At 68.2% G+C, this 16,440-nt stretch carries 10 protein-coding genes; 9 read left to right on the forward strand and 1 reads right to left on the reverse strand.

Translation table 11 applies throughout. The annotated features are described in order from the left end of the window. Window positions 1–11: 11 nt before the first annotated feature. The 8 genes from H6726_27410 (at window position 12) to H6726_27445 (ending at window position 13,665) form a co-directional block, all read left to right on the forward strand. On the forward strand, window positions 12–1,625 hold the full coding sequence (locus tag H6726_27410; GenBank protein MCB9661405.1) for a (2Fe-2S)-binding protein: 1,614 nt from the start codon (window positions 12–14) through the stop codon (window positions 1,623–1,625). Next, window positions 1,622–3,187, forward strand: a complete 1,566-nt coding sequence (locus H6726_27415) for an NADH-quinone oxidoreductase subunit H (GenBank protein MCB9661406.1) — start codon at window positions 1,622–1,624, stop codon at window positions 3,185–3,187. Before H6726_27410 ends, H6726_27415 begins: the two co-directional genes overlap by 4 nt. A gap of 13 nt (window positions 3,188–3,200) precedes the next feature. Further along, window positions 3,201–3,794 (forward strand): NADH-quinone oxidoreductase subunit I, encoded by a 594-nt coding sequence (locus H6726_27420; GenBank protein MCB9661407.1) that lies wholly within the window; start codon window positions 3,201–3,203, stop codon window positions 3,792–3,794. Between the two features lie 165 nt (window positions 3,795–3,959). Further along, entirely contained in the window at window positions 3,960–5,165 is a 1,206-nt protein-coding gene (locus H6726_27425) for an aminotransferase class I/II-fold pyridoxal phosphate-dependent enzyme (GenBank protein ID MCB9661408.1), read from the forward strand. 166 nt (window positions 5,166–5,331) lie between these two features. After that, window positions 5,332–9,147, forward strand: a complete 3,816-nt coding sequence (locus H6726_27430; GenBank protein MCB9661409.1) for a hypothetical protein — start codon at window positions 5,332–5,334, stop codon at window positions 9,145–9,147. 144 nt (window positions 9,148–9,291) lie between these two features. Then, window positions 9,292–11,910 carry a HEAT repeat domain-containing protein gene (locus H6726_27435; GenBank protein MCB9661410.1) on the forward strand — a complete coding sequence of 873 codons (2,619 nt, stop codon included), beginning with the start codon at window positions 9,292–9,294 and terminating at the stop codon, window positions 11,908–11,910. A gap of 99 nt (window positions 11,911–12,009) precedes the next feature. Beyond that, window positions 12,010–12,339, forward strand: coding sequence for an integration host factor subunit beta (locus tag H6726_27440; GenBank protein ID MCB9661411.1), 330 nt, complete (start codon window positions 12,010–12,012; stop codon window positions 12,337–12,339). Window positions 12,340–12,423: 84 nt separating this feature from the next. Next, a complete protein-coding gene (locus H6726_27445) occupies window positions 12,424–13,665 on the forward strand; it encodes a tyrosine--tRNA ligase (protein MCB9661412.1) in 1,242 nt (413 codons plus the stop codon). A gap of 76 nt (window positions 13,666–13,741) precedes the next feature. Here H6726_27445 and H6726_27450 read toward each other — a convergent pair whose 3' ends face one another. Beyond that, the gene (locus H6726_27450) at window positions 13,742–15,097 is read right to left on the reverse strand and encodes a glutamate--cysteine ligase (GenBank protein ID MCB9661413.1); all 1,356 of its coding nucleotides are present in this window, start codon (window positions 15,095–15,097) and stop codon (window positions 13,742–13,744) included. 225 nt (window positions 15,098–15,322) lie between these two features. Between H6726_27450 and H6726_27455 the strand changes: the two genes are divergently transcribed. Further along, complete coding sequence (locus tag H6726_27455) at window positions 15,323–16,429, forward strand: hypothetical protein (GenBank protein MCB9661414.1); 1,107 nt, start codon at window positions 15,323–15,325, stop codon at window positions 16,427–16,429. Window positions 16,430–16,440 lie beyond the last annotated feature (11 nt).

The raw sequence follows: 16,440 nt of genomic DNA on the forward strand, positions 1-16,440 counted from the left end.
TCTATTCAACTATGTCGACGTTTACCCTGAACGGGAAAGAAGTCCCCTTCGAAGCGGGCGAGACGATCATGCAGGCCGCGTGGCGCGCCGGCATCGAGATCCCGCACTACTGCTGGCACCCGGGGCTCAGCATCGCCGCCAACTGCCGCATGTGCCTGGTGCACATCGAGAGCGGCCGTCAGATGGCGATGCCCATCGTCAAGTGGGACGAGAAGAAGAAGGCCTATGTCCCCGACACCAAGCCCAAGCTGACGCCCGCGTGCCAGCAGACGGCGGCCGAGGGCATGGTCATCAGCAGCGAGAGCGCGGAGGTCAAGCAGGCCCAGAGCGCCGTCCAGGAGCTGCTGCTGCTCAACCACCCGGTGGACTGCCCCATCTGCGACCAAGCGGGTGAGTGCAAGCTGCAGGACTACTACTACGAGCACCAGAGCACGGCGAAGCGCAAGCTCACCGAGCCCGTGCACAAGCCCAAGGGCGTGCGCTTCGGACCCACCATCGTGTACGACGCCGAGCGCTGCATCATGTGCACCCGCTGCATCCGCGTGTGTGACGAACTGGCGGGCGACCCGGTGCTCGACATGCGCGAGCGCGGCAACCGCAACGAGATCACGGTGGCCCAGGGGCGCGAGCTCGACCACCGCTACACGCTCATGACCGAGCACGTCTGCCCGGTCGGCGCGCTCACCAGCAAGGACTTCCGCTTCAAGGCGCGCGTCTGGTTCCTCAAGAGCCAGGAGGGCGTGTGCTCGGGCTGCGCCACGGGCTGCAACACGCACGTGGACTTCGACCCGCGCTACGGCAAGGTCTACCGCCTGCGCCCGCGCGACAACATGGACGTGAACAAGTTCTGGATGTGCGACGACGGCATGATGACGTACCGCCGCCAGAGCGAGGATCGCGTGCTGGCCGCCACCATTGGTCGTGGCGAGGCGCGGGTGCCCGCGTTCGGCGATGAACCCGTCGCGCGCGCGGCGCAGCAGCTCGGCGCCGTCACGTCGAACAAGATCGGCGTGGTCCTCAGCGCCCAGCACAGCAACGAGGACAACTACGCGCTGGCGCAGCTGGCCAAGAAGCTGGGCACCACCAAGCTCTACCTTGCCGGCCTGGACGCCGAGCGCGAGGGCTGGGTGGCGGACGCCATCTTGCGCAGCGCCGACCCCAACCCCAACACGGCGGGCGCGCGGCTCGCGGCGGGCGGCGCTCTCGACGAGACCACCGAGGATCTCTTGCAGGACATCCTGGGCGGCGAGGTCGAGGCGGTCATCGCGCTCGGCGCGGCCAGCCTCGAGAACCTGGCCGAGCTCGAGGCCCTGACCAAGCTGGACGCCGTCGTCAGCCTCACCAGCCACGTGGGCGCGTTGCCCGCGACGGCGAGCGTGGTGCTGCCCGTCGCCAGCGTGTTCGAGACGCACGGCACCTTCGTGAACGCGAAGGGCATGAGCCAGGCCTTCCGCCGCGCCGTCACCGCACAGGCGGGCATCGAGCCGGGCTGGAAGACGGTCGCCGACCTGGCGCGCGCCATGGGTCACGACCTGGCGCTCGGCGGGCTGCAAGACATCCGTAGCAAGCTGGCCAAGACGGCCGCGGAGAGCGTCGCCGCCAGCGGCGCGGAGGCACGCGCATGACCACCGGACTCCTGCTGATCACCACGGCGCTGAAGATCCTCTTCATCCTGCTGGTCACCGTGGGGGCCTTCGCGCCCATGCTGGTGTGGGCCGAGCGCCGCCAGAGCGCCATGATGCAAGACCGCATCGGCCCGCACCGCGCAGGCATCCGGCTCCCGTCCGGCGCGGCAGATGCGTTCCGCGCCTCCGTCGCGCCCATGCGGCTCGGGGCGCTGGGGGCGGGGGGGCTGGGCGCGCTGACCCTGCTCCTGCTCGCGTACATGTGGGCCAGTGATCAACCGGCGATGCTGCCGGCGTCCCCTGCGGAGTTGGCGGCGATGGGTGTCGGCCTCTTGGCGCTCGGTGGCCTGCTCGACGTCGGCGCCAAGATTCACCAGATGCTGGCCGACAACGGCGGCAACATCTCGCTCGCGGGTCTGCTGCACCCACTCGCAGACGCCCTGAAGTTCATCTTCAAGGAGGACTTCGTCCCGCCCAAGGCCGACAAGCTGCTGCACTCCCTGGCGCCCATCGTCACGCTCATGCCGGCCATCGCGGTGTTCGCGGTCATCCCCTTCACCGACGTGCTCTACCTCGAGCACTGGGACGCGGTCGTTCCGCGCAACGGTGTGGTCGCGGACGCCACCGCCATCCCCATGCAGGTGGCCAACCTGAACGTCGGCGTGCTCTTCCTGTTCGCCATCGCGGGCACGGGCATCATCGGCGCGGCCATCGGCGGCTACGCCTCGGACAACAAGTACTCGCTCATCGGCGGCATCCGCGCGGCGAGCCAGATGGTCAGCTACGAGGTCGCCCTCGGCCTCACCATCGTGCCGTGCTTCATGATCTACGACTCGCTGCGGCTCGAGGCCATGGCGACCTGGCAGCACGACAACGGCGTGTGGGGCGTGTGCGTGCTCCCCATCACCATCGCCTTCGTGCTCTTCTTCACGGCAGCCATCGCCGAGACCAAGCGCATCCCGTTCGACCTCCCCGAGGGTGAGTCCGAGCTGGTGGGGGGCTACCTCACCGAGTACTCCGGCATGAAGTTCGGCATGTTCTTCATGAGCGAGTTCATCGAGGTGGTGGGCTTGGCGGCCGTCGCCGCGGTCATCTTCTTCGGCGGCTGGGACCTGCCCTTCGTGTACCGCGACGGAATCGACCTCCCGGGCGTGTGGGACGCGCAGCTGGCGTCGTTCATCATGGGCGTCCCGTACAACGCGGCCGCACCCGGCATCGACGCCACGGGCATCGCGCTCGCGCACTGGGGCGTGCTCGCCATCGGCGTCGCAGGCTTCCTCGGCAAGATCGTCGCGCTCATCTGGTTCCAGCTGCTCACGCGTTGGTCGCTGCCCCGCTTCCGCTACGACCAGATGATGCAGCTGTGCTGGAAGGGCCTGCTCCCCGCCGCGCTGGGCAACATCCTGTTCACGGGTGTGGTCGTGCTGCTCGGCGAGGGCGCGCTCAGGGTGGCCGTGTGGAGCGGCACCGCCGTCACCGTCGGCAGCCTGGTCTTCTTCTTCCTCCCTGCGTTCAAGCGCGACCCGCGCACGGTTGGCACCGCCCAGCCGGCCGCGTCCTGACTCTGGAGTTCTCATGGCTGCCACCGTCAAGGTCATCACCAAGCCCGCCCGCACCGTCGCCGAACAGGCCTATGTGCCCGCTATCGCGTCGGGTCTGCGCCTCACCATGGGGCGCTTCTTCAAGAACACGTTCAGCAGCCGGGAAGAGGGCGAGATCGTCACCCTCATGTACCCGGAGGAGACCGAGGCCTACCCCGAGCGCTTCCGCGGCATCCACCGCCTGACGCAGCGGGCCGACGGGTCTCCGCGCTGCGTGGCCTGCCTGTGCTGCAGCACGGCGTGTCCCGCGCAGTGCATCCACATCGAGGCCGGCGAGTACGACGAGGAGGACCCGCGCCACGGGTACGAGCGCTACCCCGTCACGTTCGTGATCGACGAGCTGCGCTGCATCTTCTGCGGGTACTGCGTCGAGGCGTGCCCGTGCGACGCCATCCGCATGGACACCGGCGCCCACATGCCGCCCAGCACCTCGCGCGAGCACTTCCTCTACGACAAGGAGACGCTGCTGTCGCTCCCCGGGCGCGACGGGAGCTACCTCACGGCCAACCCGCGCCACGAGCCGGGCGACGCGACGCACCCCGGCGTGGACCGCGAACGCGGACACTGACAGCTCCGACGCGATGAGCTGCGCTGGGTGGCGCCGCTCCAGATGAGGAAGGCTCGGGGTGCGGACCCCGGGCCTTCTTCGCGTCGGCTCGGGCTCGTGCGCGCGTGTGGTGTGCGGACGCGCCTACGTGCCTCCACCGAGGCGCGCTGCTAGGCTCGCTCGATCATGTCCGAGTCGACCAAGCGCTCCGCACTCACCACCGCAGTACATGGCGGCGAGCCGCGCTCCTACCCGTATGACGCGCTCGCCGCGCCCATCGCGCAGACCGCCACCTACTCCTTCGCCAACACGGAGGAGCTCATCCACTACTTCGAAGGGCGCATCGAGCGCATGGAGTACGGGCGCTACGGCAACCCGACCGTCGCGCTCGTGGAGAAGAAGGTGGCGGCGCTCGAGGGCGTCGAGGACGCCGCCGCGTTCGCGAGCGGCATGGCCGCCGTGACGCTCACGATCCTGTCGCTGGTGGAGCATGGTTCACACGTCATCCTGTTCGCGGACTGCTACAGGCGGACGCGCCAGTTCGTCACCACCTTCCTGAGTAAGTTCGGCGTCACGTGCACGCTCGTCCCGCCAGCGGACGTGAAGGCGCTCGCCGACGCCATCCGCCCGGAGACGCGCCTGGTCATCTCCGAGGCCCCGACAAACCCGTACCAGACCGTCCCCGACCTGGCGGTCATCGCAGACCTCGTGCGGGCACGGCGCAAGGAGCGTCAGAAGATCTACTCGATGATCGACTCGACGTTCGCGACGCCGATCAACCTGCGCCCGTGCGAACACGGGATCGATCTGGTGGTGCACTCGGCCACCAAGTACCTCGCGGGACACAACGACGTACTCGGCGGCGTCGTGGCGGGCAGCGAGGCCCTGGTGTCGCTCGTGCGCGACCAGCGTCATGTCTTCGGCGCCAACCTGGACCCCCACGCGGCGTACCTCATCCACCGCGGCATGAAGACGCTGGCCCTGCGTGTGGCCCAGCAGAACGCGAGCGCGCTGGCCGTCGCCCGCTGGCTCGAGCAGCAGCCGCAGGTCAAGCAGGTGTGGTACGCCGGGCTCGCATCGCACAAGAACCACGAGGTCGCGTCGCGCTTCATGACGGGCTTCGGAGGCGTGGTGACGTTCGACCTCCACTCCGACCTCGCTGGGACCAGCGCTTTCATCGATGCCTGCGCCATCCCCCGTATCGCACCCAGCCTGGGCGGCGTCGAGAGCCTCATCGAGCAGCCGGCGCTGATGAGCTACTTCGAGCTGAGCACGGAGCAGCGCGAGGCCATCGGGATTCGAGACAGCCTCGTGCGCTATGCCGTCGGCATCGAGGAGGCGGACGATCTGATCGCCGATCTGGCCCAGGCGCTCGCGAAGGTGGGCTCCTGACACACCGATAGGAGAATAATCCGTTTTGGATTCACGATTTCGGCACGTCGTGTCATTTAATCGTTTTCCGGCTGTATAATTTCTCCACACCTCATGTCTACGTGGCTTGGGCGACGCTGTCGGGCGTCGAAACAAGTGGAACGACGCACATGAAGGGTGTGGAGCGATGTCTAGACTCAAGCATCTTGGTCCGGTAGCCATATTGGCGGCCGTCATTGGTATCAGCGGATGCGGCGATGGCCCCCACGTCGAGGTGGATCTCGGCCCCGACGTGGACATGGGCGAGGGCATGGGCGACATGGGCCTCATGATCTCGTGCGACACCGAGTCCGACTGTGACGACGGTGTGCCCTGCACCGAGGACACATGCGAAGAAGACCGCCGAGGGAACCGGATGTGTGCCCACGCGGGTCGCGACACGCAGTGCGACGATGGCAACTCGTGCCATGCGTCGAGCTGCACGGCCACCGGCTGCGACAACTCCAACCTGGCTGATGGCACCGCGTGCACGGACGCTGGCGGCGCGAGCGGCACCTGCACGGCGGGTGTGTGCTCGAGTGGGTGCGTGGCTGATCAAGACTGCGCGGACGAATTCAGCTGCACCACGAGCACGTGCGACGTGTCGACCGGCATCTGTGGCGCTCAGGTGCTCGACGATGCGGCGTGCGAAGATGGCAACGAGTGTACGGTGGACGTCTGTACGCTGGGCGGCTGCTCCGCCACTACAGCGACGGACGGTACGTCCTGCACGGACGGAGCTGGCAGCGCGGGCATGTGCAACGGGGGGGAGTGCAGCACGGGTTGCACGCAGGACAGCGACTGCTCCGACGGCGTCTCCTGCACGACGGACACGTGCAATACCTCGAACGGGGTCTGCAGCAACTTGGCGGACAACACGCAGTGCGACGATGGGGTCGGCTGCACCACCGACGTCTGCCAGCCCGGCGTCGGCTGCACGTCGATGCCGGTCGACACGGCGTGCAACGACAACGTGCCCTGCACGCTGGACGTGTGCGATGCGACGATGGACTGCCAGTTCCAGCCGCTGGACGCGCGCTGTGACGACGGCGTCGCCTGCACGGCCAACTCCTGCGACGGAACGGCCTGTGTGTTCACGCCCAACCAGGCCAGCTGCGACGACAGCAACCCGTGCACGGCCGACTCCTGTGACGCGACGGGCGGCTGCGGGAGCACCAACGTGGTGGACGGTTCGACCTGTACCAACGGCGCCGGCAACAACGGCCTGTGCCAGAGCGGCGTGTGCGAGGTCGGCTGCACCATGAACTCGGAGTGCGACGACAGCGATGTCTGCAACGGCAGCGAGACCTGCGACCTCTCGCAGGGCGTGTGTGTCAGCGGGTCCCCGCTCGACTGCGACGATGGCTTCGCGTGCACCACGGACTCCTGCGACGCGACCGCGGGCTGCGGACACGTCGCGGTGAACTCGGCGTGCGACGACAGCGTCGGATGCACGAACGACTCATGCTCGCTGGCGACCGGTTGCGTGAACATGCCGAGCTCCGCGAGCTGTGACGACTCGAACCCCTGCACGGTCAATACCTGCGACCAGTCCGGGGGCTGTCAGTCGGCCAACGTCATGAACGGCACGCCGTGCATGAATGGCGCGGGCAACAACGGGTTGTGCCAAGCAGGCACATGCACCGTGGGCTGCACGACCAACGGCCAGTGCGACGACTCGGACGCGTGCAACGGCGTCGAGACCTGCAACACCAGCATCGGCGTCTGCGTGCCCGGTACGGCGCTCGACTGCGACGACAACGTGGCGTGCACGAACGACTCGTGCGCGCCTGCCACGGGCTGCTCGAACGTCGCGAGCGACGCGAACTGCGACGACAGCAACCCGTGCACGGCGGGGACCTGTGGCGCAGGTGGCTGCTCCCAGACGAACGTGGCGAACACCACCCCCTGCATGACGGGAGCCGGGTCGGGTCAGTGTCAGTCGGGCACCTGCGTGATCGGCTGCACCACCAACGCGCAGTGCAACGACAACGTCGCTTGCACCACGGACAGCTGCAACCTCGGGACGGGCCAGTGTCAGAACGTGACGGTCAACTCCGCTTGCAACGACAACGTCGCCTGTACGACTGACACCTGCACGCTGGCGGGCTGCACCAACACGCCGGTGAACGGGTCGTGCAACGACATGAACCCGTGCACCGCCGACATGTGCACCGCGACGGGCTGCCAAGCGACGAACGTCGCCAACAACACGCCCTGTCAGAACGGCATGGGCAACAACGGTCTCTGTCAGGCGGGCACCTGCACCGTGCAGTGCACGACCAACGCGCAGTGCAACGACAACGACATGTGCACAGGCACGGAGACGTGCAACCTCATGAACGGTCAGTGCGTGGCCGGCACACCGCTGGTCTGCAACGACGGTGTCGCCTGTACCACCGACTCCTGCAGCCCGGCCACGGGGTGCGTGTTCACGACGGTGAACTCGGCGTGCAACGACATGGTGTCCTGCACCACCGACGTGTGCACCGCGACGGGCTGCACCAACACGCCGAACAACGGCGCATGCAACGACATGAACCCGTGCACGGCGGACAGCTGCAGCCAGATGGGAGGCTGTACGTCGAACAACGTCGTGAACGGGACGCCATGCCAGAACGGCATGGGCAACAACGGGCTGTGTCAGGCGGGCAGCTGCTCCGTGCAGTGCACGAGCAATGGTCAGTGCGACGACGCAAACATGTGCAACGGCGCGGAGACCTGCAACCTCATGACTGGTCAGTGCGTGGCGGGAACGGCGTTGACGTGCAACGACGGCATCAGCTGCACGGTCGACACCTGCGCGCCGGCGACGGGATGTGTGTTCACGCCCAACAACGGGATGTGCAACGACAACGCGTCCTGTACCACGGACTCGTGCAGCGCCATGACGGGCTGCGTGTTCACACCCAACAACGGGATGTGCAACGACTCCAACGAGTGCACCGCGGACTTCTGTACGACCGCGACCAACCCGCCGACGGGTTGCGGGTCCACCCCCGTGATGAACGGCACGCCCTGCACCGGAGGCACGTGCTCCGGCGGGGTGTGCCAGACGTCGAACCAGCGCGTGTACCGCCTGAACACGGCGCGCATCGAGGATCCGCACCTCCACCTCGACAAGCGCGTGTCGCTCATCGTCACGGTCAACCTGTGCGGTGACATCACGAACGATCCCGAGGTCAACAACGTGTTCCTCCTCGGCGATGTCGTCATCCCGGCGCTGAACCCGACCTTCCAAGAGCTCTTGGACACGGACGGGGACGACGCCGACTCGTTCCTGGACTTCAGCTACGTCTTCGACTTCGACAACCTGAGCCAGGTCAACAACGCGACCGGTGTGGTCAATGCGGTCCAGAGCAACTGCACGTCGCAGACCAACTGCACGAACGCGATGGGCACGTCTCTGGCGTTCGACTACGTCGTCCGGCGGACGGGCAACTGCAACGTGCCGCACCGCGCGTTCGTCGATCCACAGCAGTGGGTGGGTCCGACGGACCGCTTCTCGGTGGTCAACGACAGCGTGGCGGGCGCCAGCGGCTGCTTCATGACGACGAACAGCGTTGCATCCGGGAACGGACGCACGTTCAACCTCGCCCTCACGCTTCAAGGCGCCGATGTCGTCATCCCGCTCAGGGACGCGATGTTCTCGGGTACGTTCAACGGGAACCCGGCGACGGGCATCCAGAACGGTGTCCTCGCGGGATTCCTCACCTTCGCGGACGCCAACATCGACATCATGGTCACCGACCCGATCGCCGTGACCGTGAACCTGCGCAACGATGTGTTGCCCGATGGGGTCAACTCTGCCGCTTGCAACGGAACGTCGGCCCGCCCGAGCCAACCGGACGGCCTCGACGATGGCAATGCGCCGGGCCTGGCTGCCCACCCGACGTTGGGCAACGGCTGGTGGTTCTTCGTGGACTACACCTCCGGTGAGGTCACCGTCGCCAACGGCTACTGACCGAGTTGTGAGCGCCGCCGCGCTCACCTGATGAACTGACGAAGCCCCGCTCGAGTGATCGCGCGGGGCTTCGCCGTCAATCCGCCCACAGCGGCCTTCGTGACGGTTGATGTCGCCAAACGGTCCCGGTATCGTTGCGCCGCCATGAGCAACGACATTCCGCCGCCTCCTCCTCCGCTCCCCGAGTCCGACGACGTCGAGGAGCTCGGACTCGAGATGCTGGACAGTCTGCCGCCCGTGCCTCCGGCGGCAGACGAAGCGGACGCCTCACTCGATCCGTTCGGAGCCGCGGCGCTCAAGGCCCCTCCTGCGCCGACGGCCTCCGACGCAGATCCGTTCGGGATCGGTGGGCTCGCGGCTCCTCCGGGCGGGAGCGATGCGCCCCTCAATCCACTGCTGGGCGTCGGGCTCGGCGGCGGTGGCGGCGGCATGACGCTCGGTCAGGAAGATGACCAGTCGCTCGAGAAGATCGGGACCCGCACGACCAAGTCTGGCCGGATGATCTTTGCGGCGTTCGTCGTCGCGATCATCGGCGTGGGTGCGTGGGCGCTCGTCAGCCGTCAGCATCACGAGTCACGCTTCGAGCGTCTCGAGGAGATTGGCCGCATCGAGGACCGCGCGCAGATGTTGGCGGCGCTCCGGGAGTATCTCCCCGAGGCGCCGTACGAAGACGTGAAGGAGCGCATCCTCGCGAACCTCGGTCACTTCCGAGACGCGGAGGCGGTGCCGGCCATCATCGGCGAGCTGGAGCACGCGGGCGTCGTGCGTCGCGCCGCCGCCCGCGCGCTGGCGCAGATTGGCTTGCCCGCCGCCGAGAGCGCGCGCGGACCTCTGTACGACCAGCTGGCGAACACCGACGAGCGTGACCGCGCCCAGGTGGTGTGGACGCTCGCGCTGTTGCGCGAGGAGCGCGCCGCCGACGCCGTGCTCGAGATGTTCACGCAGGGCCGCCTGCAGACGCTGGACGGCTTCGCGCCAGACGTCGTGGTCGGCGTGCTCGGGACGGAGCGCCTCGGCTCGGACGCCCTCATCCGCCACGAGAGCGAGAGCGTGCGCGTGCTCACGGCCCACGCGCTGGCCGAGGGGCGCGGCTCCGACGTGGTGGAACCTCTGACGCGCATGCTGACGGCGGAGTTGGAGCGCCCCGCGCCCACACGCGACACCGCCGAGGGAGCGCCCACGCGCTCGCCCGAGGTCATCCGCGCCGTCACGGCAGGCCTGGGCCGCACGGGGGACGCGCGCGCCGCCCGCCCGCTGTTCAACGTTCTCAACTCGCACGCGGATCTGCGAGGCGGAGTGCTCGAGTCGCTGCGGCAGAGCGCGTCCGGCACACAGCTGGCAGTGCTCGCAGCCGAGGCGCGGGACCGGGCGGTCGTGCTGGAGCTGGTGAAGATGATGGCCCGCACTCACGATCCACGGGTGGCGGACAACCTGGCGGGTTACCTGTCGAACGAGGACGAAGAGATTCGCACGGAGGCCGCGTTCGGGCTCGCCGAGCTCGAGGACCCACGCGCAGCGCCCGTGCTGGCCGCGGTCGCGCGCACCGGCCAGGGACGCGCGGACGACGCGTTCGGGGCGCTGCGCTACGTCGCCAGCCCCGAGATCTCGAGCACGCTGCGCGAGCTCCTGGAGCACCGCCCGGCGCGTCGCGCCGACATCCTCCGCGCCATGGGACGCTCGGGGGACGGCTCGTTCGGTGCGTTCTTGGTGGAGCAGCTGGAGGAGACGGATGCGGGGGCCGCGGCGCTGGCCCTCGCGGACCTCGACTACACCCCCGGTTTCAACCGCCTGCGGCGCATCGCTACGCGCCCGCGCAACCTGAACATGGGGACCACCGGGCCCAGCGACCGCTCGCTCGCGACGCAGGCCGTACTGGACGCCCGTCGCTCCGCCCTGATGGGTCTCGGCGCGTTCGGCCGCCCAGACATCGTCGACGAGATGATCGTCATCGTCGAAGACGGCCAGGACGACTACGAGCTGCGCGAGATCGCCGCAGCGAACATCGGGATGGTGGCATCGGACGAGCAGATGGCGCCCATCTTCGCGAAGATCCTGGATGGGTCGCTGTCGCTGCAGTCCCGCAAGAACTACGCGGCCGCGCTGTGGCAGCGCGCGCGCCCCGGGCTCAACACGCGGATGCTCGACCTGGCCGGCAACATGCAGGTGCCGTACGAGATTCGCCGAGCGGCGTCGCTCGCCGTGGGCTATGCGGCCAACCCAGATTCGGATGCAGCGTTGGTGCGCATGCTCGGCAACCGTGAGACGGAGCGGGGGGCTGCCATGGCCATCGCGCTCGGGGGTGGCCGCGACGCGGTGACGGCCCTGATGGAGGCATTGGCGGAGAATCGCGAGCTCGCGCAGATCCTGCAGGACGCGGTGCTGAGCGAGGAGCGCGGCTGGTTCAGCCTCGTGACCGAGGACATGGCCCAGAACGCCCTCTGGCGTCGCCTGCGCACGGCGGCGCAGCTGCGTGAGGGCCTCTCGGGCTCGTCGGAGAGCTACAGCTACGCTTGGAACAAGGTGCTGGATGTGATGCGGAACGGCTGGAGCGGGCCTGGAGGCGCCAGCCGGGCGTACATCCGCGGCCAGCTCTGGAACGCCATCCAGAGCGAGGACACCGTCACCCGTAGCCTCGCGGCGCGCGCCATGCGCGACCTGCCGGAGCGAGGCCTGCTCCTCCGGGCTCGCGACTCGGACGGCGTCGCGGCCGAGACAGCCCGTGAAGAGCTGGCTGCCGAACTGCGAGCGGAGACGAACCATTGACGGCTGGTGGGCGCGGAAGTCGGTTGACCCCGTGATCGTCCTTTCTTATTCTCGCCATGGTTACGCGTAGTTCGAAGTCACGCGACCGGGTGCAACACGATGACCAAGTCTGAACTCATCGACGCTGTCGCGCAGCGAACCAAGATCACGAAGAGCCGCGCCGAGCAGGTGGTCAACTGCGTGTTCGACTCGATGACCCAGGCCATGGAGCGCAGCGAGGGCATCGAGATCCGCGGATTCGGAAGCTTCAGCGTGCGTGAGTATCCACCGTACAGCGGGCGGAACCCGCGGACGGGCAAGCCGGTGCACGTGGCGGCCAAGCGCCTCCCATTCTTCAAGGTCGGCAAGGAGCTGAAGGAGCTGGTGAACCAGCCACGTGCTAGTGCGGCCCCCAGCGACGACTCGAGCGACGACGACGACGACGACTGATCGCCGGGCCTGCGGCCCCCGCGCGTCCGCCCAGGGCCCGTTTGGCGGTTGACGGTCGCGCGTTCTGGGTCAGGTTCGGGAGCCATGCCGGAGAGCCACATGCCCACCCCGTCCGAACAGCTGACCGAGCTCAAGCGCGGCGTCGTCGACCTGCACGTCGAGGCGGACCTCGAGAAGCGGCTCGCCGAGGGGCGCCCGCTGCGCGTGAAGGCCGGCTTCGATCCTACGCGCCCCGACCTGCACTTGGGGCACGTGGTGCTCATGAACAAGATGCGCCAGTTCCAGTCCTTCGGGCACGAGGTGGTGTTCATCGTGGGGGACTTCACGGCCCAGATCGGGGATCCGTCGGGCAAGAGCAAGACGCGCCAGGTGCCCACCGCGGAGGACATCGCCGAGGGGGCGAAGAGCTACGCCGAGCAGGCCTTCCGAATTCTGGACCCGGACAAGACCAGGGTGGTGTTCAACAGCGAGTGGCTGATGCCGATGCGCTTCGACGACGTCATCCGGCTGGCGGGCAAGTACACGCTGGCGCGCATGATGGAGCGTGACGACTTCAAGCGCCGCTACCAGCAACACGAGAGCATCTCCATCCACGAGCTGCTGTACCCGCTGGTGCAGGGTTACGACTCGGTCCACCTCGCGTGCGACGTGGAGCTCGGCGGGACCGACCAGCTGTTCAACCTGATGGTGGGCCGCGACCTCATGAAGGAGTTCGGCAAGCGCCCGCAGGTGGTCATGACCACGCCCATCCTGGAGGGGCTCAGCGCGCGCTTCGAAGACGGACACATCGTGGGCGACAAGATGAGCAAGTCGCTCGACAACTACGTCGGCGTCGCCGAGAAGCCCGACGAGCAGTTCGGCAAGCTCATGAGCATCAGCGACCCGCTCATGTGGCGCTACTACGAGCTGCTGTCCGAGCAGCCCACCGCCGAGATCGCGCGGCTGCGCGCGGACTGCGACAGCGGCGCGCTCAACCCGAAGGTGGCCAAGGTGCGCTTCGCGGCCGAGATCGTCGCGCGCTTTCACTCCGCTCACGACGCCCGCGAGGCCGAGGCGCGCTGGGAGGCCCAGTTCTCACAGAAGGAGGTGCCGGACGACATGCCGGAGTTCACGCTCGCGGCCGAGGACGGTGGACTCTGGCTGCCCAAGGCGATGGCGCTCGCCTCCCTGTGCAAGAGCAACAGCGATGGACGGCGGCTCATCGACGCGGGTGCCGTCCAGGTGGACGGGCACAAGGTCAGTGACGTGAAGGCCTCGCTCGCGGCCGGTGGTATCTACGTGATCAAGGCGGGCAAGCGCGCCTGGGCTCGTGTGTCCGTGCGCTGACGTGCTACGGGTTCGCGCTCGCTCACGCCCGCGGCACCAGCGCGTCGCCATCTGCCTTCGCTCGACGACGCGCGTGTCAGACGCGCGTGAGCTCGACGACGGCGTGCGGGTTCGGCTGATCCTCGGGCAGCGCGCTGCGCAGGAAGTCGGCTGGGCAGGCGCCGGCGTCGACCAGGGCCCGTACCGGGACTAGGTGCACGCGCTCCGAACGCCCGTGAGCGTCCCGCACGTCGAGGCGGTCGAGACCCCCCTCCGCGATGGACAGCAGCTCGTCGGCCCACTCCGCCACCTCGCGGCCGCCGAGGGTCGCCCGCAAGCCGTGCACCGTGATGTCCACGCGAGCCGCGACTGCGTCCTCGTAGGTGAAGCGCGAGACCAGGGCCTCGGCCTGCTCGAGGGCCACGTCGTCGTACAGCAGTCCGCGGGCAAGGGCGGGGAGGGCGCACACCAGGTCGCGTCGCTGGTTGTCCGCGCCCCGCCACTCGAGCGTGCGCTTCAGCCGCACCTCGGGGAAGAGTGTGTTCAGGTGGGTCTCCCAGTCGGCGGCGGTGGCGTACGTTCCCTCCCACCCGTCGGCCAGGAACTCCCGGAAGCGTTGGCCCGTGTTCTCCACCACGCGACCGTCGCGGACGATCAAGAACATCGGCGCGTCGAGCGCCCACTCGACGTAGTCCGCGTAGCTCGCGCCCTCGCGCCACGCGAAGGGCAAGAGCCCCGTGCGCGCCGGGTCCATGTGAAGCCACACATCCGGGCGCTCGCCCACCCGACCGCGATGGCGCCCCTCGTACCACGGGCTGTTCGCGAACATGGCCGAGACCAGCGGCTGGGCTCGGAGCGAGACGCGCAGCTTGCGCATGGCGTCCGCCTCCGAAGCAAAGTCGAGGTTTGCCTGCACCGTGCAGGTGCGCTTCATCATGTCCAGCCCGCGCGCGCCCACCGTGGGGAGGTAGCGCTCCATGATGGGGTAGCGCAGCTTCGGTACGCGCGGGAGCGCGTCGAGTGTGGCCAGCGGGTGGAAGCCCACCCCGAGCCAGGTGATGCCCAGGGGCTCCGACACCTTCTGCAGCTCGCTCAGGTGGTCGTCCATCTCGGCGCGCGTCGCGTGGATGTCCGGCAGCGGAGCGCCCGACAGCTCGAGCTGCCCAGCGGGCTCGAGCGTGATGGATGCGTGCCCGCGGGTGAGGGCGATGGCTGGAGCGCCCGGGACCTCACGCTTCGGGGTCCACCCGAATTCGCTGGCCAGCCCCTCGAGCACCCGCAGCACGCCGGTCTCCCCGTCGAACCCGATGGGCGCGAGCGACCGGTCCAGACCGAACTTCTCTGCCTCCGTGCCGACACGAAAGGCGGCGCGGGGCGTCTCGGCCTCGTGAAAGGGGCGCACCAGGTCGTCGAGGCCACTCAGCCGCGGGCTGTTCTGCTTCTTGTCGTCCACGTTGGTCCTGCTGGGAGGTCGCTCGTCGAGCGGCGCGCTCGCAGTCGGTCGCGGGCGGGCGCGGGACGTTACCAGGGGTGAGCCTCCATCGCATCCCCCGCCGTGCCGCTCACGCGCCGCGGCCAAGGCGTCCACGGCCCTGATATTCCCTGTTCGTTATTGACCAACGTTCGTTATACTTCGGGAATGTATCGGCGGAACGTACCTCGCCTCTCATCGGGGGTGATGGGGGTATTGGTGGGAGCGGTGTGCCTGGGCGCCAGCGCCTGCTCTGTGTTCGACCCTTCGCTCGTCGAGGGCGAGACGGGCTGCGCGGGGAGGGTCCCCCCGTCGCGGGTCTCCGAGCCGGACAGCCCCGGCGACCAGACCTACGTCGTGATTCTCCGAGACATCTTGATCGACCAGAGCGGTGATGCCGGTAGCGCCGCGGACGCCCCTTGGCGCACCATCGGATTCAATCTGGACGGACTGTGCACCACGCAGAACGACCTGCGGACCGAGTGCGCCCCGACGGCAGAGGGGCTCCCCATCCAGGTCGACGGTGAGGAGGGCATCGACAACACGTTCGGGAACAGCTTCTTCCCAGTGCTCATGTTGGGCGCCGACGGCATCGACACCGACCTGATCATGACCCAGCAGCGCGGCATCGGCGCCGTGCTCCTGCTCATCGACGACTGGAACGGCGAGCAGAACGACTCGCGCGTGACGGTCACCGTGACCCAGACGGTGTTCGGCACCCCAGGAGATGGCGGTGCCGCCCCGGACGTGACGGTCATCGGCAGCGAGGCGTTCGTCGACGCGGGCGGCACCATGCCTGCCCCGCTGCCCAACTGGGACGGGGACGACTACTTCTGGGCGCGACGCGACACCTTCATCGCGGGCGACGTCGCGACGCCGAACGTGCGCGTGACCACGGCCTACGTCACCGATGGTGTGCTCGTCGCGAGGCTGCCGGACCGCACCCCCATTCGACTCGTGGGCACGACGGTGGGCGTGGATGTCACGCTCACCGACCTGGTCGCGGCCGGCAACGTCTACGAGATGTTCATCGACCCTCAGCCGACCCCTCCGAAGGTGATCGTATCCGGCCGCTGGGGCTTCAACGACATGGTGGCGCAGGGGCCGAACGTCGGCGTGTGCATCGGGACGCCGCTCTACCGCACACTACAGATTCTCCTGAACGGCATGGTGGACGTCCTGCAAGACCCGCCCGCCGAACCGGATCCGACGCTGCCCTGCGACGCGCTGAGCGTCGCCGTGACCTTCGACGGGTACACGGGGCACTTCGGCGGGCTGGCGGACGGGCAGGACATCCCCAGTCCCTGTCCGTGAGGGGCTGACAC

It is taken from the genome of Sandaracinaceae bacterium (genome assembly GCA_020633055.1).
Classification (GTDB): Bacteria; Myxococcota_A; Polyangia; order Polyangiales; family Houyiibacteriaceae; genus JADJJE01.

Bases quoted from the DNA above. Each gene is read 5' to 3' on its own strand.
- H6726_27410 (MCB9661405.1), top strand. From the start codon at position 12: ATGTCGACGTTTACCCTGAACGGGAAAGAAGTCCCCTTCGAAGCGGGC.
- H6726_27455 (MCB9661414.1), top strand. From the start codon at position 15,323: ATGGGGGTATTGGTGGGAGCGGTGTGCCTGGGCGCCAGCGCCTGCTCT.
- H6726_27435 (MCB9661410.1), top strand. From the start codon at position 9,292: ATGAGCAACGACATTCCGCCGCCTCCTCCTCCGCTCCCCGAGTCCGAC.
- H6726_27415 (MCB9661406.1), top strand. From the start codon at position 1,622: ATGACCACCGGACTCCTGCTGATCACCACGGCGCTGAAGATCCTCTTC.
- H6726_27425 (MCB9661408.1), top strand. From the start codon at position 3,960: ATGTCCGAGTCGACCAAGCGCTCCGCACTCACCACCGCAGTACATGGC.
- H6726_27445 (MCB9661412.1), top strand. From the start codon at position 12,424: ATGCCGGAGAGCCACATGCCCACCCCGTCCGAACAGCTGACCGAGCTC.
- H6726_27430 (MCB9661409.1), top strand. From the start codon at position 5,332: ATGTCTAGACTCAAGCATCTTGGTCCGGTAGCCATATTGGCGGCCGTC.
- H6726_27440 (MCB9661411.1), top strand. From the start codon at position 12,010: ATGACCAAGTCTGAACTCATCGACGCTGTCGCGCAGCGAACCAAGATC.
- H6726_27420 (MCB9661407.1), top strand. From the start codon at position 3,201: ATGGCTGCCACCGTCAAGGTCATCACCAAGCCCGCCCGCACCGTCGCC.